This window comes from Streptomyces torulosus (assembly GCF_001419765.1).
Taxonomy (GTDB): Bacteria; Actinomycetota; Actinomycetes; order Streptomycetales; family Streptomycetaceae; genus Streptomyces; species Streptomyces torulosus.
In genome coordinates, this window is record NZ_LIRK01000005.1 from 1 (window position 1) to 23573 (window position 23573).

General features: G+C 71.1%; 15 protein-coding genes, 1 tRNA gene and 3 pseudogenes. 10 read left to right on the plus strand and 9 right to left on the minus strand.

From position 1 onward, the window contains the following. Positions 1-1001, plus strand: a 1001-nt coding sequence (locus AOK23_RS00695; protein ID WP_055710790.1) for an alkaline phosphatase family protein, incomplete at its 5' end; no start/stop codon positions are given. Between the two features lie 76 nt (positions 1002-1077). Next, a complete protein-coding gene (locus tag AOK23_RS00700; RefSeq protein WP_055710791.1) occupies positions 1078-2124 on the plus strand; it encodes a sugar phosphate isomerase/epimerase family protein in 1047 nt (348 codons plus the stop codon). 122 nt (positions 2125-2246) lie between these two features. Here AOK23_RS00700 and AOK23_RS43980 read toward each other — a convergent pair. Continuing rightward, positions 2247-2564 (minus strand): annotated as a pseudogene (locus tag AOK23_RS43980) (thiamine pyrophosphate-dependent enzyme); the annotation flags it as partial. A 13-nt stretch (positions 2565-2577) separates the two neighbouring features. Here AOK23_RS43980 and AOK23_RS00705 point away from each other — a divergent pair. Further along, a pseudogene (locus AOK23_RS00705) lies at positions 2578-3998 on the plus strand (aldehyde dehydrogenase family protein); the annotation flags it as partial. Between the two features lie 174 nt (positions 3999-4172). Continuing rightward, positions 4173-4260: transfer RNA gene (locus AOK23_RS00710), tRNA-Leu, on the plus strand. A gap of 431 nt (positions 4261-4691) precedes the next feature. On the opposite strand, the gene AOK23_RS00715 is transcribed toward AOK23_RS00710, so the two are convergent. Further along, on the minus strand, positions 4692-6941 hold the full coding sequence (locus AOK23_RS00715; RefSeq protein WP_055710792.1) for a UvrD-helicase domain-containing protein: 2250 nt from the start codon (positions 6939-6941) through the stop codon (positions 4692-4694). Next, on the minus strand, positions 6938-13840 hold the full coding sequence (locus tag AOK23_RS00720; protein ID WP_055710793.1) for a DEAD/DEAH box helicase: 6903 nt from the start codon (positions 13838-13840) through the stop codon (positions 6938-6940). The genes AOK23_RS00715 and AOK23_RS00720 overlap by 4 nt, the downstream gene beginning before the upstream one ends. Positions 13841-14163: 323 nt before the next feature. Between AOK23_RS00720 and AOK23_RS00725 the strand changes: the two genes are divergently transcribed. The 6 genes from AOK23_RS00725 to AOK23_RS00750 all read left to right on the plus strand — a co-directional run bounded on the left by AOK23_RS00725 (position 14164) and on the right by AOK23_RS00750 (position 18318). Beyond that, on the plus strand, positions 14164-14586 hold the full coding sequence (locus tag AOK23_RS00725) for a WXG100 family type VII secretion target (protein WP_055710794.1): 423 nt from the start codon (positions 14164-14166) through the stop codon (positions 14584-14586). A gap of 61 nt (positions 14587-14647) precedes the next feature. Beyond that, on the plus strand, positions 14648-14962 hold the full coding sequence (locus AOK23_RS00730) for a WXG100 family type VII secretion target (RefSeq protein WP_055710795.1): 315 nt from the start codon (positions 14648-14650) through the stop codon (positions 14960-14962). Continuing rightward, the gene (locus tag AOK23_RS00735) at positions 14962-16701 is read left to right on the plus strand and encodes an RNase A-like domain-containing protein (protein ID WP_157877906.1); all 1740 of its coding nucleotides are present in this window, start codon (positions 14962-14964) and stop codon (positions 16699-16701) included. The genes AOK23_RS00730 and AOK23_RS00735 overlap by 1 nt, the downstream gene beginning before the upstream one ends. A gap of 27 nt (positions 16702-16728) precedes the next feature. Then, positions 16729-17301, plus strand: a complete 573-nt coding sequence (locus tag AOK23_RS00740) for a hypothetical protein (protein WP_055710796.1) — start codon at positions 16729-16731, stop codon at positions 17299-17301. 47 nt (positions 17302-17348) lie between these two features. Then, positions 17349-17648, plus strand: a complete 300-nt coding sequence (locus tag AOK23_RS00745) for an RNase A-like domain-containing protein (protein ID WP_055710797.1) — start codon at positions 17349-17351, stop codon at positions 17646-17648. 13 nt (positions 17649-17661) lie between these two features. Then, positions 17662-18318 (plus strand): contact-dependent growth inhibition system immunity protein, encoded by a 657-nt coding sequence (locus tag AOK23_RS00750; protein ID WP_055710798.1) that lies wholly within the window; start codon positions 17662-17664, stop codon positions 18316-18318. Between the two features lie 37 nt (positions 18319-18355). Here AOK23_RS00750 and AOK23_RS00755 read toward each other — a convergent pair whose 3' ends face one another. The 6 genes and pseudogenes from AOK23_RS00755 to AOK23_RS44200 all read right to left on the minus strand — a co-directional run. Further along, positions 18356-19027, minus strand: a complete 672-nt coding sequence (locus AOK23_RS00755) for a hypothetical protein (RefSeq protein ID WP_240496191.1) — start codon at positions 19025-19027, stop codon at positions 18356-18358. Continuing rightward, complete coding sequence (locus AOK23_RS00760) at positions 19024-20262, minus strand: AAA family ATPase (RefSeq protein WP_055710799.1); 1239 nt, start codon at positions 20260-20262, stop codon at positions 19024-19026. Before AOK23_RS00760 ends, AOK23_RS00755 begins: the two co-directional genes overlap by 4 nt. Before the next feature lie 124 nt (positions 20263-20386). Then, the gene (locus AOK23_RS00765) at positions 20387-21013 is read right to left on the minus strand and encodes an ATP-binding protein (protein WP_240496192.1); all 627 of its coding nucleotides are present in this window, start codon (positions 21011-21013) and stop codon (positions 20387-20389) included. A 158-nt stretch (positions 21014-21171) separates the two neighbouring features. Beyond that, entirely contained in the window at positions 21172-21402 is a 231-nt protein-coding gene (locus AOK23_RS49190; RefSeq protein WP_240496193.1) for a hypothetical protein, read from the minus strand. Between the two features lie 13 nt (positions 21403-21415). Next, positions 21416-22297, minus strand: a complete 882-nt coding sequence (locus AOK23_RS00770; RefSeq protein WP_240496194.1) for a hypothetical protein — start codon at positions 22295-22297, stop codon at positions 21416-21418. 127 nt (positions 22298-22424) lie between these two features. Continuing rightward, positions 22425-23234, minus strand: a pseudogene (locus AOK23_RS44200) (hypothetical protein); the annotation flags it as partial. Positions 23235-23573 lie beyond the last annotated feature (339 nt).

Consider the following 23573-nt stretch of genomic DNA (forward strand, 5'->3'; position numbering starts at 1 on the left):
TCTACTACTCCGACGGCCGCAAGGAACCCGACTGCTACACCCGGCCCCCGGCCCTGCGCGACGAACTCACCGACAAGCTCGGCACGTTCCCCCTGTTCCACTTCTGGGGCCCCGGCGCCGACCTCGTCTCCAGCCGCTGGATCATCGACGCGACCCGCCACATCAACCGCACCCGCCACCCCGATCTGACCCTCTGCTACCTCCCGCACCTCGACTACGACCTCCAGCGCCACGGCCCCGACGACCCGCGCTCCCTGCGGGCGGCCGCCGACCTCGACCGGGCCCTGGCACCCCTGCTCGACGACGCCCGCGCCGAGGGCCGCACCGTGGTCGCGCTCTCCGAGTACGGCATCACCCGCGTGGACCGGCCCGTCGACATCAACCGCGCCCTGCGCCGCGCCGGGCTCCTCGACGTCCACACCCAGGACGGCATGGAGTACCTCGACCCGATGGCCTCACGGGCCTTCGCGGTCGCCGACCACCAGATCGCCCACGTCTATGTGCGCCGGCCCGAGGACCTGGAGGCGACCAGGGAGGCCCTCGCCGGTCTCCCCGGCATCGACGAGCTCCTCGACGACGAGGGCAAGAAGGCCCACCACCTCGACCATCCGCGCTCCGGCGAACTCGTCGCCGTGGCCGAGCCGGACGCCTGGTTCACGTACTACTACTGGCTCGACGACGACCGCGCGCCCGACTTCGCGCGCACCGTCGAGATCCACCGCAAACCCGGCTACGACCCGGTCGAGCTGTTCCTGGACCCGCACGACCCGTACGTGAAGCTCAAGGCGGCCACCGCACTGGCCCGCAAGAAGCTGGGGCTGCGCTACCGCATGGCGGTCGTGCCCCTGGACCCCTCACCTCTGCGCGGCAGCCACGGCCGTCTCCCCCTGAGCGACGACGACGGTCCGCTCCTCATCTGCTCCACCCCCCGCGCCGTCGGCGACCGCCTCGCGGCCACCGATGTGAAGGCACTGCTGCTCCGACTGGCCGGTCTGTCGTGACCGTCCGACATCCGCACCGATCACCAGTGAAGCACCCGCCACTGACAACGCCCTCCCACACCAAGGAGTCCCCGGCATGAGCCGCACCCACCAGCCCGACCCCGAACTCGCCCACCGCCTCAGCAGACGAGGCATGCTCGGCGTGGCCGCGGGCGCCACCGTCGCCGCCCTCCTGGGAACCGCCGCGTCCCCCGCCCAGGCAGCCGGCGCCACCGAGGCCGCCACCGGGGGCAAGGGCCGGGGCCGCCCCGTCCTGCCGCCCGGCCGCCTGGGCATCCAGCTCTACAGCCTCCGCGACAAGGTCTCCACCCTCGGCTTCGCCCCGGTCTTCGCCGAGCTGGAGAAGTACGGCTACGACGAGGTCGAGTTCGCGGGCTACACCCAGGGCTCCGCGGGTCCGATCACCCTGGCCCAGCTGAAGCGGCTGGCCAGGAACCACGGTCTGACCCCGATCGGCAGCCACGTCGGCTACTACTCCAGCGACCCGAACGCGTACACCTTCGCCCAGAACCTCGACAAGGTCCTCGACGACGCCCAGGCCCTCGGCCTGAAGCACATCGGCACCGCCGCCGGCCCGTTCCGCTACGGCACCACCGTCGACGCGATGAAGCGGGCCGCCGAGGAGTTCAACACCTACGGGGCGGCGGCCAGGGCGCGCGGCATGAAGTTCTACCAGCACAACCACTCCGAGGAGTTCGCCTTCGCCACCGACAACCCCAAGGTCCGCCTCTACGACGTACTGCTCCGCGAGACCGACCCCGGCCTCGTCTACCTGGAGATGGACATCTACTGGGCGTACGTCGCCCAGTTCCGCTTCTCGAAGCGACCCGACGGCACCCCCGCCCCGTTCGAGCCCCTCGACTACGTCCTCCGGCGCCCGAACCGCTACCCCCTCTTCCATGTGAAGGACGGCGAGAGCGACCCGTCGAACCCCTTCGGCTACCGCATGGTGGACGTCGGCGACGGCGACATCGACTACCAGAAGTTCATCTCGGCCGTCACCCGGCTCAAGGGCCACCGCCTCGCCCACCACTGGCAGGCCGAGCACGACAACCCCACCGAGTCGTTCACCTTCGCCCGCCGCTCCAGCGAGCACCTGCACGCGCTGCGGGAGAAGTGCTGACCCGAGCGGACACGACAACGGCAGCAGGCGGCCGCCCCGTGGTGCGGGACCACGGGGCGGCCGCCTGCTGCCGTACGCGCGGGCGTCAGGCCTTCGCGAGCCTTGGTCATGCCGAGGTCACCTCACTTGTACATCGTCTGGTTCATGGTTCCGGGGGCGTACGCGTCCGGGTCGACCCAGACGTTGATGAGCGACGGCTTGCCCGACTCCCGTGCGCGGCGCAACGCGGGCCCGATGTCGGCGGGGTCGCGGGCCTCCTCGCCGTGACCGCCCAGCATCTGCGCGAACTTGTCGTAGTGCACGTCGCCGAGGGTGTTGCCCACCCGTTCGCGCTCCTCGCCGTACAGGGCCTTCTGGCCGTAACGGATCTGGTTCATGGACGAGTTGTTGCCGACGATGCCGACGAGCGGCAGGTCGTAGCGGACGAGGGTCTCGAAGTCCGCGGGCACCTCCTGGTCCGACGCCTGGCAGACCGACGGCCGGGCGCTGCCCGCCACCAGCCCCGTCGCGGGCCCGCCCCGACTGGACGCCGCCACCGCGCACCGGGCGGTCCCCGCCTCACTCGACCATCACCGGGCCTGGCGCCGTGTCCTCCTCGGCGAACGCCGCGCCCGGGTCGCCGCCACCCTCGACGCCCTCACCCACCACCGCGCCCTGCTTGCCCTGCTGCTCGTCTGGGAGATCGGCAAGCCCTGCTGGCTCGCCCGGGCCGACGTGGACCAGGCCATCGACGGGGTGCGCTGGTACGTCGACGGCATCGAGCCCATGGCCGAGGGCCGGGCCCCGCTGGACGGCCCGGTGTCCAACATCGCCAGCTGGAACTACCCGATGAGCGTGCTCGTCCACGCGATGCTGGTCCAGGCCCTCGCCGGGAACGCGGTGATCGCGAAGACCCCGACCGACGGCGGCGTCGCCTGCCTCACCCTGGCCTGCGCGCTCGCCGCCCGCGAGGGGATCCCCCGTCACCCTGGTCAGCGGCAGCGGGCGTGAGCTGTCGGAGGTGTTGGTGCGGGCCCCCGAGATCGGCTGTGTTTCGTTCGTCGGCGGCCGGGACACCGGCGCCGCGGTCGCCACGGCCGTCGCCGACCTCGGCAAACGGCACGTCCTGGAACAGGAGGGCCTGAACACCTGGGGCATCTGGAACCACACCGACTGGGACGCGCTCACCGCCGTCGTCCCCAAACTGTTCGACTACGGCAAGCAGCGCTGCACGGCCTACCCGCGCTTCGTCCGTCCAGCGCGCCCTGTTCGACGACTTCCTCGCCGCGCACCTCCCGGCGGTCCGCACCCTGAGGGTCGGCCATCCGCTGGCCGTCGAACACCCGGACGACCCCTTCCTGCGGCTCGACTTCGGCCCGGTGATCAACGCGGCCAAGGCCAAGGAGCTCACCGACCAGGTCGCCGAGGCCGTCGACCGGGGCGCCGTCCCACTGCATCGGGGCAGACCCGCCGACGCCCGCTTCCTGCCCGGCCAGGACACGAGCGCCTACGGGCAGCCCGTCACCCTCCTGAACCCGCCGCCGTCCTCGCCGCTCCACCACGCGGAACCCTTCGGCCCCGTCGACACGATCGTCCTCGTCGACACCGAGGCGGAGTTGCTCGCCGCCATGAACGCCTCGAACGGCGCGCTCGTCGTCACCCTGTCCACCGACGACCGGGCGACGTACGAGCGGCTGGCCCCGCAGATCCGGGCGTTCAAGGTCGGCCACGGCGCGCCCCGCTCACGCGGGGACCGCGAGGAACTCTTCGGCGGCTTCGGCGCGTCCTGGCGCGGCGCCTTCGTCGGCTGCGAGCTGCTGGTGAAGGCGGTCACGCAGGGGCCGCCGGGGGAGCGGCTGCCGGGCAACTTCCCCGAGTACCACCTCAGGCCGTGACCATCCGACCGTGACCAGCCGATCACCCCAGGTGAGAGCCGTGCGGGCCTGCTCGGCGAGGCCCGCACGACTCCGCCCCGGGGCCCGAATACGCAGGTGAAAGCCACTCCGAAACCTTGGTATTGTTGTCCATGTCGCCGCGGGGAACACCTCCGGCCAGGCGGCAGACACCTGGTCCGGGTGGCGGAATGGCAGACGCGCTAGCTTGAGGTGCTAGTGCCCTTTATCGGGCGTGGGGGTTCAAGTCCCCCCTCGGACACCACAGCAGGGGACATCTCGAGATAGTTCTCAAGCGTTCACGATTACCGGTCGAGTCATGTGACTCACCGGTATTTCGTCGTTTACGGGCCCCGAGCCGTGTCGGCTCGATAAGGGGGTGAGGTGGTGGCGGTCCAGTCCCTGCGCCTCTCACCTGCGGAAACAGACATGCCTGCGCGACGGCTGGTAGCCGTGACGCAGGCATGTCTCGTTTTCAGGGGCCGGAGCGCGGCGCCTGCAGGAGACCGTCACCACGATCGCCAGGGCAGAGTGACGGCCCGTGCCGAGGTGTCGAGACATTCCGGGCTCCAAGGTGATCCGCCCCAGCGACCCGCAGGGTGCCGCCGGAGGATCCTCGCCGGCCGTTCGCCGTGCCTCAGGGGCCGGTCATGCCGCGCCGACCGAAGCGAACCGCGGCACGACCCCAGAGGCCGGTCACGCCGCGGCCGGCGGCCGAACCCGGATCAGTTCCTCCAGGAACGGGCTCGGCTCCCCGTGCCAGAAGACATCGAGGCTGTCGCGGGCGCGCGTGGCCGCCACGAAGAGCAGGGACCGGGCGCGCTGCATCTCCGCCCGGTACCGCGCCGGGTCGGTGGTCCGCCGCTGCCGGACGCTCGCGCGCGGCACCAGCCCGTCGGTCACCCCGGCGATGATCATGCGCTGGTATTCGAGCCCCTTGAACCGGAACATCGTGCCGATGTGGACGCCGCTGTCGCCGCGGGGCCCGTCCGGGCCGATCTCCAGCGCCCGGATGCCGTGCTGGGCCAACGTGTACGCGACTTCACTCGCCATGTCGTTGGTCGGCACGGCGATGGCGATCTGCTCGCGCGGCACCTGGCCCCAGGATTCGATCAGCGCGGCGATGGCCTCCCGCTCGTCGGCCCAGTCGCCCAGCCTGTGCAGGTCGGGTACGGCGCCGCTGAGCACCGAGCGGTACCCGGCCAGGGTCTCGCCGCCGCCGTCGAGATCGTCGTACCTCTCGTCGCCGAGCACGTTCAGCGCGGAGCGCAGGATCTGCCGGGTGGTCCGGTAGCTCAACGACAGCTTCGACGACCGGCCGCGGATGTTGATGCCGAGGCTGCCGAGCGTCACCTGGTTCTTGTAGATGCGCTGGTGGGTGTCACCGACCAGGAAGAGGTCGTTGCGGTCCGGGGCGGTCATCGCACGCAGCATCTTCCAGTGCGCGGGCCGCAGGTCCTGGGCCTCGTCCACCACGATGTGCCGGTACCGGTAGCGCAGCCAGCCGCCCGAACCGTCGGCCACGTGGATGTTGTCGAGGCCGCCGACCTGCTCGCGCTGCCGGTCGATGGCCTGGATCCGCCGGGCGCGTTCAGTCTCCAGCTGCGCCGCCCGCTCCGCGATCTGGTCCCAGGTCTGCACCTCCAGCCGGTCCAGGCGCTGGGCGAACCTCTCGGCGAGCTGCCAGATCTCGGCACGCTCGGGCCGGCTGACCGTGCGTCCGCGTCCGGCGCGGCGTGCCCGGAAGTATTCGGTGCGGGAGGTGATGGCCTGACCGAGGATCACCTGGGTCCACTCGTCGTGCAGGAACTCCGCGTCCCAGCCGTCCTCACCGAGCTCGTCCAGGAGCGAGCGCCATTCGCGGACCGCCTGCGCCTCGTCGATGATCCGCTTGCGGTTGCCGGGCTCCGCCTCACGGACGGTACGCAGAGCGAGCTGGTCGACGTGGCTGATCTCGACACGTGACAGCAGCGCCTCGCCGCCCAGGGCGAGCAGCCGTGAACGCAGGTCCGCCGCCAGGTTCTTGTTGTACGTGGTCAGCAGGACCGGCTTGCTCCGGCCGGCCGGGAGCCGCTCGACCAGGTGCCTGACCCGGTGCAGCGCCACGATCGTCTTGCCGGTGCCGGGCCCGCCGCCCACCCGGGCCGGACCGCTGTAGTCCCGCGAGACGAGCTTGGCCTGCGTGGGGTGCAGGAACACCTTCCAGCGCCCGAAGTCCTCGCCCTCCAGCGCCTCCCGCAGCGCGTCGTCGGTCGTGGTGACGATGGTGGCGGGACGTTCGGCGGCGGCCCGGAAGTCCTCGGGGTCCACGGGTTCCGGTACCGCGACGGGGGCGGTGACCTGCTCCAGGACGTCGTCGTACTCCTTGCCGTCGTACAGCGCCAGCAGCACCTCGCCGGAGAGCTGCGGTGCGTACTCGACGAGGCCGAGGAGCTGGTCCTCGGTCGTGAGCGCCGCGACGACCGGGACGAGGGACGGGGCCACACCCAGATCGGTGAGCTGCTGTTCCGACCACTTCGCGAACAGCGGCCGCGGAGCGACCGGTGCGGCGGGTGCGGCGGGTTCGGTGGGCCGCGGGGCCGCGGGACTGAGCACCTCCTCCTGCACGACCTGCAGGTCCACGTACTCGATGCCGCCGGTGACGCGGTTCACGGAGTAGGTGAGCCGGTCCAGGTGCGCGTACACGTCCTTGCGGTGCTTCACCGAGACGATCAGCCAGTCGTCGTCGGCCAGGCGCAGCAGCAGCGCGCGGTACTCGTCGTTGACGCGCGCCGAGTACAGCTTGTCGTGCCCCTGCAACTGCTTGAGGCGCAGTCCCGCGGAGTCGGGGTTGGTCTTGAACTTGTGCTGGAAGTCGTAGATCGCACCCTTGACCGGCCGGGGGAGCTTGAGGATCTCCCGGTCCGCCTTGTCGAGCAGGCGCAGCGTCACGTTCTTGCCGGTCACGGTCGTCCGTTCTCCCCGTTCTCTGTGATGGTGCCGTCGAGCGGGGCACGAGGCCCCCGGTCGCCGGCCGGTGGCATACCGTCGAGGCGGTCCGCGATGTCGTGGGCGGTCCAGTCGGCGGCGGGCCGCACCTCCCAGCCGGCCGCGGCGAACGCACGGTCGCGGTCGACGGCCTCCGGGTCCTCGTCCTCACCCTCCGGCGGACACGGGGCGAGGACGACACCGACGCGTGCGGCAGGCCAGGCCAGCTCGGCCAGCCAGCCGTTCTCGTCGAGCTCGTAGCCGTCCTCGGGAACCGGGACACCGCGTGCGGCGAGGGCCTCGGCGAGTGCGAGCAGGCCGGGCTCGTCCGGGTCTAGGTATTCGACGACCCGGTCCCATGCCGTGCCCCGGGCGCCCGTTGCGGGCGTCTCCGCCGCAGGCGGGGCCTGCGGCGGGGGCGCGACGGTTTCGGCCGACGCGGGCGTGGCGTCGGAGGGCGCGGCGGGGGCGAGCATGGCGCGGACGCTGTCCAGGACGCCGCTGCCGCCGGTAACCGCCAGGGTCTCCACGGGGAACCCGTCGAGGAGGGAGGCCGTGAGCTGGACGGCCTCACCGCCGCCGCCGTCCAGGAACTGCAGCAGATTGGACCAGTACAGCCAGGCCCGCCAGCGGCGCTTGTGGGCCTCTTCCTGAGCATGCACGTCCGGTGTGTCGTCGAGGAGACAGACACCGGTCCACGCCGGGGGCCTCACCCGGCCGTCCGCGGCGAGGACCAGGGGCAGCCCCGAACGGTCGGTGACCGTGAACAGCTGCACCAGCCCGCGTGGCCCCGTGGGCGTTCCGCCCCGCAGCGCCACCGTGATCTGCTCGCCGAGCGTCTCCGGCGCCAGCGCGACGGGGCGCGCCCCGTCGCCCATGAAGCCCGCCAGGGCGGCCTCCGCCCGCCACTGCCAGCGCCCGGCGTCCGGTCGGCGCAGATACTCCACGAGCTGCACGGCCGGATTGACCCAGACTGTCTCCGCGAGTTCACCGGGCAGCCCGCAGCGCACCTGGGCGTAGTAGTCGCGGGCCTTGCCGCGGGCCTTGTCACCGTACGGCTCCCACACCGGGTCGGCCGGGCCGGCGCCCGCGTAGCCGGTGTCCCGGACACGGCGCTGCCATTCCCGCACGTCGCCGTAGGTGAGCTGGAAGACCCGGAGCCCCTCCGCGCGCAGTCGTGTGCGCTTGTCCGCGTCGTCGCCGACCCGGTTGTGCTCCCGGCCGGCGTGGAACTCGTAGCCGTCCAGGTAGAGCGCCACGCGCGGGCCGGGCGCGTCGACCCGTTCGAACAGGACGTCGGGGCGCGTGCCGTCGAGGACGCGCTGCTGCGACACCCGCCAGCTCAGCGTGGTGCCGTCGGCCGCGGTCAGCCGCAGGTCCAGCGCATGGGTGCCGGCGGGCGTTATGTAGGCGTCGCCGCTCGCACGGCTCTCGGGGAGTGCGGCCCACTCCCGCAGCGTGTCGATGTACAGGACTTCGAGATCGCTCTCGGCCTGCCGGTGCATCGGGATGTGCTGGGTGGTGGCGACGGGCGAGGTGTGCCAGCGCTCACCGTCCGCGCCGAGCAGCTCGTCCAGCATCTGCCGGACCTCGTTGCGGCTGACCTTGTCGTAGTCGGCGGGAGGCACGCGGCGCAGCAGGCAGCGATGACAGCCGTCGAGCCCCTTCTCCAGACAGCCGCAGCCCTCGATCACCTCACGGGCCTTCAGCAGGACCTCGCGGAAGCCCTCGGAGGTCGCCAGCCGGTGCAGATAGCCGGTGCCGCCGGGCAGCCGGTCGTACACCACGAGGAACCGGCGCGGCCAGTCGCGGTCCTCGCCGTCCGGCATGGACGCGGCGGTGATGTCGATGTGGTCGGGGTCGCCGCCGTAGCGGGCCGCTATGCCCGCGAACAGCGCGGCGGTGAACGAGGCGAGCCGCTCCTTGGCCCGCGCGACGGAAGCCGGCAGCAGGATGCGGACGGCCTCCGTCGTCAGCTCGTGCGCCAGCAGCAGCGGTACGTCCAGACCGGCGCCCTGTTCCTCGCCGCTGCCGCGCAGCCGCCGGCGCGGACACCACAGCTGGTGGTGGGCGCTGGCCCGGGTGGAGCGGGCGAGCGAGGCGGTGAGCGCGTGCTGCGACTGGTCGACGACGGGCCGCCCGTCCGCCGTCGCCCCGCCACAACTCGTGCACACGTAGAACGGGTTCAGACGCACGTCGTCACCGGCCAGCGGGACGGTACTGCTGCCGTCCTGCCGGTCGACCCCCAGGTTCAGGGTGCGGACGACGGCCCTGCGCGTGAAGTCGGCGCCGAAGACCGCGGTGTCGTGCCGCCACGATCCGGCCGCCAGGTGCGCCGGGTCGATGTCGACCGTGGTGAGGACCGCGTACCGCCTGCGGTCCCGCTCGTCACGATCGTCCCGCACCCGGGCGTCGTCCCGCTTGTCCCGGGACATCACCCGCCGGGGCTCCAGCACGTGGTGCACGCATCCCGCGTCGGCGATCTCCCGGGAACCGCACCGGGGGCACGGTGAGGTGTCGTTCTTCGGGTCGCCATGGGTGCGCGCGTACCCGCAGGCCGGGCAGAGACGCCACACGGCCCAGGCGCGCCGCTCCGGGCTGCCGATGTCGAGGGCGCGCACGACGTGCCGGTAGCCGTTGACGTAGAAGCTGTTGCCGGGCGCGAGTTCGGTCAGGGCCAGCTTGCGGGAGCGCTCGTAGTCGCGCACCTCGCTGCGGTACACCCACCCCCGGCGTTCGTCCTCGCCCTCCGGGGCCTCGGGGCCCTCGTCGTCCCCGGCGGCCTCCTTCCAGTAGAGGGTGGCCTCCAGTGACGTCGTCGTGTCGGTGAGGCTGTAGTTGGGCAGCAGGCCCAGTTCGACGAGGGAGCCGTGCGCGCTGGTCTGGCTCAGCTCGCGCAGCAGCTCGCCCGTGGCGCGCCGCTCCGCGAGCAGCTCGCGCCGCTCCGCGCCCTGTTCGCGGTCCTCGGCGAGCAGCCCGTCCACGGCGGTGTCGATGGCGGCGATACGGCGGCGCAGTTCCTCGCGGCGCACCGTCCACTCCTCCTCGGCCTCCTGCAGGGCGCGCGCGATGCCTCCGGTGGCGTAGGCGCGCAGTTCGTCCGCCGCGTGCGCGGACACCCCCCGGTCGGCGTCCGGGCCGCCGGGCGCCTGCGGGAACAGTGCCAGGAACTCCTCCACCAGCCGCGCCCCATGGGTGAGCGCCGCGTCCGACAGGTCCTGGCACCAGCCGGTCGTGCCGAACAGCGCCGACGACAGGCGCGGCACCGGCATGAGCGGTTCACCGTCCGCCGTCGTCAGCTCGCCGCGCGCCGCCCGGTCCAGCAGGTGGGCCGTGTACTGGCGGCGAAGGATCTCGACGGCCGACAGGTAGCAGCCCGGCGGAACGATGTCACCGGCGATCATCTCGGTCGGGTCGTCCAGGTAGTACCGGTCGCGGGCCCGGCGCCCGCCGAAGGCGACCACCAGGGCGTTGCCGGTGCGGCGTCCGGCGCGTCCGGCGCGCTGCACGTAGTTCGCCGGGCCGCCCGGCAGCGAACCGAGCAGCACCGCCGACAGGTCGCCGATGTCGATGCCCAGTTCCAGGGTGGGCGTGCAGGAGAGCACGTTGGGGTCGGTGTAGTGGGTGCCCTGCCGGAACGTCCGCTCCACGCGCTCCCGTTCGGGCCGCGTCAGCATGCCGGTGTGCTCGGCCGTGACGACCCGGTAGGTGCCGCCGGTCAGATACAGACGGCGGTAGTAGTCGGCCCGGTAGTCGCGCTCCAGCTTCCCGCCGAAGCCGCCGCTTCCCGCTCCGGTCGACGACATGCCGTACTGGGGAGGGGTGAGGAGGCCGGTGCAGCGCCAGCGCGGGCAGGGGTGCCCGTACCAGCGGGTGCGCCGCTCGGGCGGCACCACCTGCTGCCAGCCGCACTCCTCGCAGGACACGAAGGCCTTGTTGACCAGGTCGTCCGCCAGCAGCCGCACGTGGATGTGGCCCGGCTGCAGGCCGTAGACGCGGGTCGTGCGGTCCTTGGCGGTGCGCGCCGACAGCACGCCCTCGTCCGCGAGGACCGGCAGCAGCCTGCGCAGGTACTCGGTCGCCTGTGTCGCGTCCAGGCCGAGGCAGCGTCGCGTCCAGTCCTGGTACCAGGTGCCGCGACCGGTGATCGTGTCGAACTTCGTCTTCTCCTTGGGGCCGGCGAGCAGGAACCTCGGCGGCGCCACATACCCCTCGGGGAAGGCGGGCATGCCCTCCGGTCGCTGCCCGGAGATCAGGTACTGGTTGACGCCCGCTTCCCTGATCCAGGTGTCCAGCCACCGGTGCCGCACACCGCCGCGCAGCCGCAGCCGCTCCAGCAGCCCCCGCACGTACGCCAGGTACCGGTCGGGTGTGGGCAGGCCGCCGTCGAGCCCGAGCTGTCCCGGCAGGGTGAGGTGCAGGTCGCGGGCGAGAGCGACGATCCGGTCCGGTGCGGCGATCACCACCTCCGCGGCCGTGGTCCGGGTCAGTTCCAGGGTGCGCCCGAGCCGTGACCGCAGCCCGAACTCCATCACCGTCGCGAAAGCGAGCCGTTCACCGATGAGCTTCCACGTCCGCGCGTCCCCGGTGCCGCGCCCCGACAGCAGCCGGTCCACGCCCGGTTCGTCGTGCAGGTCCGGCGGGACGACCGCGGCCAGTGTCTGCGGGTCGTCCACGGAGTCCAGCACGTCGCCGATGAGGTCGTTGAGCGGAACCGGCACACCGTCGTCGTCCAGCTGGTGCGCCAGCAGCGAGCGCAGCGAGAACTTGTACGAGGCGTTGGCGACGTACCCGGCGCGATGCGCCGCGTCCTGCGTGGAGTCGTTGAACAGCAGCGTCTTGCGCTCCTCCGGCGCCAGCGCGATCTCGTGGCCTCCGGTGAACAGCTGGGTGACCGTGGCGGAGGCCAGCGCGGCGAGCGCGGTGCCGAGGAACCTGATGCCGTTGTCCGTGTTGCACGCCGGACAGGTGTCGTCCTTGGCGGCCTGGTCGGCGGTCTTCTTGTCCAGGATCGCCCGCGCGAACCACGCGTCCTGAAGCCCCTCCCCGTCCTCGGCGACCGGCAGGCGGTAGGTGCTCTGCGCCCCGTCCAGCACCACCACGGACTGCGGGTCGGCACCGCCGGCCTGCTTCGGAGCGGTGCCGGTGAGCGCTGCGAGGGCGTCCCGAGCCTCGGCCGGCGTGGCCGAGATGAAGTACCGCAGCCGCCGCTTGTCCCGCCCGACGGCCGCCGACCAGATCCGTTGCGGGCTGGTCTCCAGCTTCTGCGGATCGGCCTCCGGGGACAGCGCCGCCCAGCCCGAGCGGCCGCACACACGGCAGTAGACGGCGGGCAGATGGGCCTGGGCCGGCCGCTGCACGGTGTCCGAACCCGGCAGCGCCTGGGGCCGACGCGAGTCCACCGCCGGCCACTCGTCGCTCTCGGACGGATCCTCGGAGGCGGACCCCGAGGTGAGCGCGGAACGCCGGGCGACGGTCCGCTCGTCCTCGTACCAGCGGAACTCCGGCCGGGCGCCCACTCCGCCGAGAATGCGGCTCACCGGCCGGACCCACAGATGCGCCTCGATGTGCAGCAGCGGACGCGGCCTGCGCTCGTCGGACCCGGGGTCCCGCGCGGACGACAGCAGCGCCACGAACCGCGACAGCGCCTCCAGCGCGAGCCGCGGGCTGTCCCGCGCGGTGCGCGCCCACGCGTACCCGAAGCGGGCCATGCGGTCCCGCAGCCCCCACTCGTCGAGCGGCTCGCCGTTCAGCAGCGCGAGCACGCCGTGGGTGAAGTCGTGCTTCCTCAGCAGCCGTCCGATCTGGAAGGCGTCCAGGCCGCCCCGCCCCAGCAGCCGCTCGGCGAGCCCGTCCAGGTCGAGGCGGTCCGGGTCGGACTCGACCTCCGGTCCGCCCGACACGTCGATGACCTCCTGGGGACTGGGAGGCTCGGGCAGCTCGTAGTCGATGTCGCCGACGAAGTCGTCGGCGCTCAGCCGCTCCTCACCGATCACCGCGTCCGGACCGAACGGCACGCCGAACACCTGCTCGGCGACGGTGAGGATGCCGCCGGTGTCGCCCCCGCCCTCGCCGAGGGTCGCCGAGGTCGCCACCGGGCAGATCGACCCGAGCGGCCGCTCCGGCTTCGAGGCGCCCACGGCCGCCGCCAGCCGGCGCAGCAGCATCGCCACGTCGGTGCCCTGCGCGCCGTCGTAGGTGTGGAACTCGTCCAGCACCACGTACGCCGGGTCGGCCCCCTCCCACAGCGGCCGGTCCTCGGCCCGCTGCAGCAACAGGTCCAGCATCTTGTAGTTGGTGATCAGCACGTCCGGCGGAGACTGGCGCATCTCCTCGCGCCGCGTCATCACCCGCCGGAAGTCCGTGTCCGGCTTGTCCCCGATGTAGAGACCGGCCGTCACCTGGGCCAGTTCCGGCTGCGCCAGGTAGTCGCCGACACGGCCGGCCTGGTCGGTGGCGAGCGCGTTCATCGGGTACAGCAGCACGGCCTTCACGCCGCGCCGGCCCAGCGCCTTCTGCCGCCGGCAGTGGTCGAGCACGGGGATCAGGAACGACTCGGTCTTGCCGGACCCGGTGCCGGTCGTCACGAGCGTGGGCTCGGCCGTCCCCCGGTACGTGCTCAGCCGCTCCCAAGCCTTCGCCTGGTGCCGCCACGGCGTGAACGACGGCTGCCACTCCAGCGCCGACCGCCACCCGTCGTCGGCGGGGTGGAACGGCGTCCTGATCCGCAGGTACGGCCCCCGGAAGATGCCCGTCTCCGGGTCCCCGAGGAACCGCTCCAGCGCGAGCCGCGTGTCCTCGTCGGCCAGCGCGTACGTCGTCGTGAGGTACTGCGTCAGACTGCCGCGGAGCTGCGCGGCGGCCAGGGTGGGCTTCACGAGGACCTTTCGGACAGGACGGCTGACGGGACCGCCGCGCGCATCCCGCCGTGACAGGCGGCGAGGACCTCGTGACGATCAGCGTCAAAAATAACGCCCACCTCGGACATCGGTACCCACCTGGTCGAATCCCGGACTCCGGACGCGCGGCACTGACGGGACGTGGGTGCCCGGTGACGCCCATGGCCGAAGGCGCCGTGCCTGCCCGTCGACGGCCCTTCCACGGGCCCCCTGCGGGCGCCGGCTTCGGAGGAGCACGAGGTTACGATCACCGTGCACACGCGGTTTGCCATGCCGAAGTCACGGGGGCGGAGGTAGGAAGCATGGGTACAGGTGGAGCAGGCGCGAGCCAGGAGGGCGGCGCCGATCTGAAGGTGTCGGGCCAGGACCTCACCAAACTGGCCGACGACCTGGATGACATGCAGGATCACCTGGACAAGCAGGTGAAGCGGATGGACGCGATCGTCGATCGCATCGAAGCGGGTTGGCGAGGACCGGCGGCGACGGCTTACCGCGGGTTCCACCGGGCGGCGGCCGAGGACGCCGTGCGCATCCGTGAAGTGATCCGGCACATCGAGCAGGCCGTGCGCCTCAGCCGGGACGGGTTCACGGAGCGGGAACTGGACGTGGTGGCCCAACTGCGCAGCGTCCAGGTGGACATCGACAGCGAGGTCGACAAGCTGTCGACCCCGAACCCGGAGACGACCGCTCCCGCCCACCCGCGCAGCAGCCTCGACTCGTTCTGATCCCGACACCCCTGAAGAGGCTCCCTGCCGGACCGCGACGACACCTGTGAAACGGGGAACCATGACGACCGGAAGCGCGGACGACGGGCACATCGCCGTCTCCTTCGCCACCCTCCGCGAGCTCGCCGCCGACCTGGAGGACATTCTCAAGAAGCTCAACGACGGTCTGGACGACCTCCGCGATCGGGTCGTGCCGGTCGTCCTGTCCTGGGAAGGAGAGGCCCGCGAGGTCTTCGTCGACAAACTCGACGAGTGGGACCGCTCGGCCCAGGACCTCCAGGCGGCCCAGAAGTGGCTGCACGAGTGCGCGACCACGAGCCACGTCAACTATGTGGCAGCACACCAGGCCGTGCTGCGCGGCTGGGGGGCCGGCTGATGGGGACGCCACCGCCGGGCCAGAACGGCACCATAGACGTCAAGCCGACCGACCTCCACCGCGTCTCCGGCGGTGTGGCGAGCCAGCAGACGGTGATGGACAAGGGCGCCAAAACCCTGCTCGACGGGCTGCGCACGTACCCGGACGCCGGCGGTTACGGCACCTCGCCGCAGGCTTTCGCGACCTCGTACGTCAAGGTGGGCAACCGTTTCCTCGAAGTTTGGGCCAAGAGCGTCGTCAGCATCGGCGGTGCGGCGGTCGGTTTCACCTCGACGGCCAACACCTATGCGACGGCGGAGGCGGCCAACGACCCCACAGGGAAGGCGAAGCCGGTCGTCCAGCCGTTGCCGAAGGTCATCGAGAAGCCGCCCGTCTACGGCTCCGTGCCCGATCTGAAGTGGGGCGACGACGACGGCGGCGACGACTTCGTCCGCAGGGTCCTCGAATGGGTGCCCGAGCCGGTCCGGGACGTGCTGAGGCCGGTGGTGAAGCACGCCTTCCGGATGGGCAAGGTCGCCGAGGTCTATCCGTTTCCCCAGCAGCACTACCTGAACTCGCTGTCGAAGGCGTGGATGGCGACGACCACCTCGCTCTCCATGGCGGAGAGCGGGCTGACCGGGAACGTCAACAGCATCACGCAGCAGAGCAACAGCGAGTGGCATGACGCGATGCGTCATTTCTGCAGTTCGTTGTGGGGCACGACGTCGTGGGGCAAGAGCCGTGAGGGCTACGAGTGGAAACACGACAGCTCCTCCTCGCAGACCGCCACCCACCCCGTGATGAGCGTGCTGTTCGACACGGCTCAGAAAGTCAGCGACCTCCTGTACGAATTCGCCGAGGCGGCCGTCTACCTCAACCGCGAGGTGTGGGACGTCTACATCGAGGCCGTGCGCGACGCGATCCCCAAGGTCGAGGTCAACCTCAAGGACGGCGTCGGCATGGACGACGTCAAGGGTTTCCTCAAAGGCGTGGCCAAGGGGGTCGCCAAGGGCGCGAGCCAGTTGGGCCAGGGCATCGTCCTGAACATGGACACCGCCAGGCTGAACGCGATCGTCACCGAGTACAACCGACGGGTCGATGCGCTCGTTCCGAAACTCGACGCGCTCATGGGCCCTTTGGACGAGGCGCACCGGAGCGCCCCGAAGTTCGAGGCTCAGGAGGCGCGGGCACAGGGTTTCGGGATGCGGGCCCTGGAGGAGTTCAAGGACTCGCAGGTCTGGCTGAAGATCGACTCATCGGGCAGGTACGACCTCGACCTCGCCGCCAACGAGTACCTGGAGCACGGTCACACCCTGGACAGGCACGTCGGCAAGACGGACGAGCAGCTCGCTCAGCGCCTGCGGGACCAGCAGTCGAATCCGACACCGACCCAGACCTGGCCGTACGGCAAGCCGTATCCCAAAGCTGCCTCGGCCTTCCCGGACTACCAGCGGGCGGAGGAGCTGACCGAGTACAACCTCAACCAGAACAAGGCTGCCATCGAGGCGTGGATCAAGGGCCCGCCGCCGCCGGGAGAGGGAACGGTCGAGGACTTCCACTCGACGGCGCCGAACGGCGAGACCAGCGGCCGCAGCGTGTTCAAGCAGCCGGTGGACCCGAACGACCCGCTGTCCGGGTACAAACAGGGCGGCATGAACGCCAAGGCGTACGACGTGCACGGCATCGACACGCGGATCCGCTACGACAGCAGCCGCACCCCGCCGTTCACCGTCATGACGTCGATGCCCTCCAAGGTCTGACACCCCGCACAGAAAGGTCAGCGCCACATGTCCGTCGACCGAATCGCCTGGGAAGCCGCAGTACGCCACCTCTTCGAGGACGCGTTCCCGTACGACGCCACGGGTCCGCGACGCCACGAGGACTGGATCCTCGACGTTCTCGCGCTGATGGCCCGGGCCGTACCGGATCCCCGGGGCTGGACCGGTCTCGACGACACGGCGCAGGCCCCGGAGCGCGAGACGTACCCCACGTATCCGTTCGCCGTCCACCCTCCGGAGTACATCGCGCCGCGTCTCCATGAGATCGACCGGGCCAGCGCCGAGAACCTGTTGCTGGCCCTCACGGACGACTGCTGCACCCTGTCCAACCTGAAGCGCTTCACGGAGAGCGAGGAGGAATTGCGGGCGATGGCACGCACGATCCTCGCCCGGTACGGAGACGAGGCCACCTATCACACCAACGTCAACAAGCCCGGCCATGTCCGTGGCACGCTCGACTTCACGTCGTCGAGCTGGGCTTACAGCCCGCTGGCGCTTACCGACGACTACTCGGAGGACTGCGGCCTGATCGTCGTCTCCGACACCGAGGTGGGCATGTTCTGGAACTTCTCCGACTACTGATCCGAACAAGCGCAGCTCCTGGCCAGATGCTTTGAGAGGATGCCTTCGTGCTGACCCGTTCCGCCTCCTACTCCGACCGGGAGACCGCCCACTGGGCCACCCAGCAGGTGGTGACCGCCAACGAGCAGGTCATCCACCGCTGGCTCGCCCAGGGCACCCGGGCCCGTCTCACCATCGAGGCCGCCTGGCCGTCCCGTGAGGAGCCCGTGGGCCGGGTCCAGCTGGAGGGGGACCTGCTGGCCGGGCGCGGGCCCGTCGACGTCCGCGCGGCGCGCGTGGTGCTGCGCCGCGAGCCGTCGAGCCCTCACGGCTTCGTCGTCCGCACGACCGTTCCGTTCTACCTGTAGGGGCTGTCCGCGCATGTCCATGAAGCCCCTCGAACACGACCGCCGGTACGGCGAGCTGGACCAGGTGATGCGTGCCTACCTGGGGCAGCCTGCCGACGACACCCCGGAGCGGCGCAGCCGCGCGCTGGACGCCTACCTCCGTCACACCTGGCACTCCCGCCCCTGGGCGGTCGCGGAGGCGGAGCGCCAGCTGCGCGAGTACAGCCGCAATCCGCCGGGGCGTATCCGGCTCGGGCTGGGCGAGTTCTACGCGATCCCGGACACCGGGACGCCCCAGTCCGAGATCGGTGACTGGCTGATGGTGCTGGCCGACCATCTGAAGAAGAGCATCGAGGAAGGCGACGTCCCGGAGCCGTCGTCTCCACAGACGCACTGGGAGTGGCACGCGCGCTTCCCGGAGACCGCGCAACTGCTCGGCGGCTGGTTCTCGCAGGACATCGTCGACGAGTTCGCCGATCACGACGCCGCCGTCGCCGACTATGCCGCCACCACTGACCCCCACGTGGTCGCACGCCTCGTGGGTGAACTCCATGAGCTGCTCGCCCTCCCCCTGGACGAGGGGGACTACGCCTTGGCGGCCGCCGAACTCGGTATGGAGGTCGGGCCGCCCGAGCCGTTCTCCCACGGCGCCTGGTTCCGGTCGGTGGCGGCGGCACTGTCCGGCGGCTGATGCGGCCCGGGGCCGCCCCGCACCGGGGGACCGGAGGTCAGGTCCAGTCCGCGAGGTCCCCGACGAAGTCCGCGTACGAGCGGTTGCCGCCGCGCGGGGCGGGGATCAGCCGGTGTTCCAGCGCCTTGCGGGCGACCGCGGGGCCGTCGCTCTCCCGGAAGACCGGCAGACCGAGCCCCCGCTTGAGCTCCTCCTTGGCGTCCTTGATGCGGCCGGTGTCCTTGTCGAGCAGCCGCTCGGGGACCTTCCAGCGTGGACGGACATGAGGGAAGGCTTCGGGGAAGAGCAGCAGCCAGCCCTCGCTCTCCCAGGCGGCGAGCGCGAGGGCGGTCCGGAACTCCTGGCACTGGCGGGCGAACTCGTCGGCCAGCGTCTTGCGGATCCGCTCGTACCGGGCGTCGGTGTAGCCGTCCAGGTCCTCGTGGACGACGAACCCGAGCAACTCGGCGCGCTGCTGACGCGCCTTGGCCCGTGCCTTGCCGGCCAGCGCCTTCACCGCGGCGGCGAGGTCCGCCCCGGACTTCCTGCGCAGCCGCACCGGGTCGTTGATGCGGACCAGCTTGGCGGTGGTGCTCAGGTCGGGCCGGTGCGCGCGTATCAGCGCCGCCATGATCTCGCAGTCGTTCTGGTCCTCGCCGGCCAGCACGATGACGCCTCGTCCCTGTTCCCGGGACGCCCGGCCGCCGCCCTGCCGCCCCTTCGGGGTCACAGTTCGCCTCCGGTGAGGTCGCCGCCCAGCACGCCGGAGAACCACAGCTCGCCGAGCGGCTGTTCACCGGACTCCTCGACGATCTCCTTCACCTCGTCGACGGTGAGGGCCGGGATGATCGACGCCCCGTCGTCGTCGCGGTCGCACACGACGAACTCCTCCGGGCGCAGCCGGTTGACGAGCGCGGGCGAGTGGGTGGCCACGATGAACTGGGTCCGCTCGGAGGCCTCGCGCAGCCGCTGCACGACGAGTTCCAGGGCCTGTGGGTGCAGCCCGTGGTCGATCTCCTCGATGCAGGTGAACGCCGGTGGGCTGGGGTCGTACAGCAGGGCGAGCAGCCCGAGGAGGCGGACCGTCCCGTAGGAGGCGTCGGCGAGCGGGGTCAGGCGGCGCAGGCCGCGCTCGCGCAGCACGACGGTCAGCTGGTCGGTAGACCCGCCGACCTCCTCGAACTCGATGTTCTCCAGATGCGGCAGGACCGTACGGGCGTCGGCGACCAGGTCGTTCCAGGTCTCCTCGCGGCCGCTGAGGTGGATCAGGAACCCGGCCAGGTTCTCGGCGTGTGGCGAGAGGGTGGCGAAGTCCGAACCGCGCAGGCGGGTCGGCTGCCGGGCCGCCTCCACGTCGACGTCGAAGACCCGGAACGACGACAGGCGGTCGGCCACCCGCGTCACCTCGTCGCCGCCGTCGGAGGGACCGAGCCGGGGAAGCGTGGACAGGCCGCTGCTCAGCCTCCGGATACCGAAGCTGCCGCTGTCCTTGCTCTCACCCGCCCGCACGTCGAGGATGCGCGCCTCCTCACCCGAGATGGTGATGCGTCGGCCGCGCCCCTGCCTGCGCTTGAAAGCGAAGCTCTCCTCACGGGAGAGGCTGTAATAGGACGGCCGTTCGTCGGTCCGCTTCAACCGCAGGGAGCGGCGCCGGATGGTGAGGCTGTACTCGTCCGGCGCGTTGAGGGTGGAGTTGGTCGTCCAGGTCGCCTTGAGGTGGAGGCGCATGGTCGTCGGCGGCTTGTTCCCGCCCCAGAAGGCCACCTCGTCGAACCCGCCGCGTGTGTCGAGCGCCGGCTGGAGGTCGGTGCGGATGATGTCGGCGAGGAAGTCGAACACCTTCAGCACGTTGGACTTGCCCGCGCCGTTCGGGCCCACTAACACCGTGAGCGGACCGAGGGGCACGGTCACGTCGCGCAGGCTGCGGAAGTTCTCGACGTGCAGTTCGAGGAGACGGCCAGGCATGGGACGAACCTATCGGGTCGGTGATCGCGGTGCGGGGGAGTGGGCCGGATGCGTTGCCGCGCAGCCGTGCTCTCCGGCCTGTTCGCCGCGGCCCGGGACGGGGCGACCCGGCACGGGGAGCAGATTAGGGCGGGTCACCGACAGCGCGCCCGTGGTGCGCGGCTTCCGCCGTGTCATCGGTTCGGTGGGTCGCTCTGGTCGATGCGGGACCCGTGGTCACGGGCTCGACGGCGGTTCGGCGGCGTGGGGCGGCGGGTGGTGCCTGCCGGAGGGGGTCGACCCGCTCGCTCGACGCGGTGCTCACCACCGCCCACACGGTCTTGCCGGGGCCGGAACGACGGTCGGTGACACCCCAGTCGTCGGCCAGGGCGGTGACGAGGAGGAGGCCGCGGCCGGTCTCGGCCTCGGCGTCGGGGGCCGTTGGAGCGGTGATGGCGGGCCGGCGTTCCGCGCGGGTGTCGGAGACCTCCAGGCGCAGCCGCCCGCCGTCCGCCTCGGCGGCCAGCCGGACGTGGAAGTCCCGGCCGGGCACCCGCCCGTGCCGTACGGCGTTGGCGCACAGCTCGGCGGTGATCAGGGCCAGCGTCTCGTTGACGCCGCCGCCGTAGGAGTGGCCCCAGGAGTCCAGGCAGTGCGAGACGAGCAACCGGGCCAGGCGAGCGCCCCGCAGGGTGGAGGTGAAGGCCATCGCGAACTCGGCGGGCACGGTGGGACCGCAGGGCCCCTGCCGCCGGGAGGAAGGGCTGTGCATGCGGTCAGCGTGACGGCCGGGCCGGGCGTGCCACCAGGGGCGCCGCTCGTACGGGAGCGTGCTGTACACGGGGCGGCGGACCGTGACGTGAGGGCAGTCGGCGGGCCGCACCTCACGCGTCGGATCGCCACCCTCGTGGGGGGTGCGGCAGGACGGCGTCAGACCCGGAGGCAGCGATCACGAAGCTCGGAGAGGACCGCCTTCTCGCGCGAGGTGACGTCGCCGTCCACGGTGGCCACCCGGTCGGCCGCGTCGACGACGTCGCTCAAATCCCCCGGCTCGGCGTCTATGCGGTCCCACACCTCGACGGGGTCGATGTCGACGAGGTCGGCGAGCTCCTTGTCGACCACCTGATGCCGTTCCCGGACCAGCCTCACCAGGTGCCGCATCAACAGCGCCTCGTCATCGGTGATCTTCTTGTCCGCCCTGATGACAAACCACGCGACCCACAGCAGCAACCGCGGGTGCCGACTCCGCCTGCTCATGCCCTCGGCGAGCTCGATCACCCGCGCCTCGTTCCGGAAGACGGCTTGCGCGTGGCGGCCGGCGAGCAGCGTGGTGTAGCGGTTCAGTACCACTGCGAGGGGAACGCCGACCAGGGGGATGCCGATCTTGATGACGTTCTTCTGCAGGAGGTGCCTCCCGACGACCGGGAGCGTTTTCGCGGCGGCGAGCACCTCTCCGGAGTAGAACTTCTTGATCAGCGGCCGCATTCATGATGGCCGGGACCGCCTTGGTCACACCCTTCTGGACCGTCTCCCCGCTCTTGATCGTGAAGGCCACCCGGATGAGCTTCCACATGTCCTCGGGGTCGGACAGGTCGAGCGGGACCCGGTAGAGGACCGCGACGTCGTAGGCCAGGCGGAGCTGGAGCCGGGTGATGAACGCGACGTCGACCATCATGGTCGTGACCGCGGCCGGGACGGTCGCGGGCGAGGCACCACCGGCGCTCCCGAGCGTGGCGACAACGGTTGCGGTGTAGGCCCCGGCGGAGAGCCCGCCTTCGAGCGCGGCGTACCGCGACGCCATCTTGATCCGCTGATCGACGATGGCATCCGCGGGGACGCCCTCGTAACGCTCCTGGAAGTACTGCCAGTCGACCTTCTCGGTGTAGGAACTCATGGCGTGGGCGAGGAGCTTGGCGAACCAGTTGCCCGACTTGATGTCGTCCGTGCTGAGCCCCTTGATGAACTGCTTCAGCTCGGCCCGCTCCTGCTCGACGACCTTCCGGTCCGCGTCGTCGTCCCCGTCGATGTCGGCAGCGTCCATCGGAGCTTCGGTCATGGCGAGTTCCCCCCAGGTGATACAGCGGAGAGCCGGTTCGTGTGGTTCGGACGACCCCGCTCACGTCTCTACACGGTGACTCCGTGCGTGGCACATAAGTAGACGAACGCCACTTTGATCCGCAACCCTAGCGCTTTGCCGCGCTGCCGGAGACAGTACTTCGATCTCCGTCTGGACCGCTTTCACTCCACGGCGATCGCGGTGCACACGACGGGGCAGAGGACTTCCGCGAGGGCTCACTGGAGCAGTTCGATGTGGGGGTGGTCCGGGGAGGCGGGGACGAGGCCGTCCGTTCCTCCTCGGGGATCCAGGTCTCGCTGCCGCCGTCCCATTCCCAGGAGGCGATGGTGAGGAGCGGGACCTGCTCGGTGCCGCACTCGGGGCAGGGGCGGGGTATGGGGTCGGTGGGGCTCCAGCGGGTCCAGCCGCCGGTCTTCCAGCCGGGCGCGGTGGAGAGGTTGCACAGGTAGAGCTCGCCCGGGTCGTCCGCGTACGCGCTGTACCGCGCGGAGTCGATCGTCTCCCAGCGGCTCTCGTCGTCCAGTTGGTCCCGTAGTTCCTTGTCCAGCTCGCTGGGGTGGGGATACTCGGTGACCTGCTCCGGTGAGAACAGGCACGGCTCAGGGAGGTAGCAGCCGTGCTGGACGATCGGCGGCTCGGGCGGTGCTTCGAGGACGTCGATGACGGTGGCGGAGGAGCGCCAGAACAGGGCGGTCTTGGGGTGGGCCATCTCGTGGTCGAAGGGGCACCACAGGACCTGGAGGAGGTCCGCGTCGGGCGGGCGGAGGAAGGGGACGTCGCGGGCGTAGAGCTGGGCGACGGGGAGGAGCGGGATCGGGCCGTCGAACCACGGTCGGCCAGCCTTGATCCGCTCCCAGGTCTCCCGTTCCTCGGGGGTCCACTCGGGTGCCTGAGGGTCGCGGCGCAGCCGCTCGGCNNCGCCCCGGGGCGTGGGTGCAGCCGGGTCGCCGTGCGGGCCAGCGGGGCCAGTTGAGGGAAGAGCGCGATGACGTCGAAAGGCCGCGGTGGGGTGGTACGGGTGGCGTTCATGGCGGTGATGCTGCCAGCAGCGTCTGACAACGGGCGTACGGATCCAAGCCAGTTGACACCACGCGGCGTACCTGCGCGCTCGGGCGGACCGGAGGACGAACGCGAGGGGGCGACGGCGGACGTCGGCAGCAGGATGGATCTTCGAGCGATGGTGAACCGCGCGGGTGCGTGTGTACAGGCGGGTGTTGTACGGGGGAGGGGCGGGCGCTTGTACGCGGTACGGGGG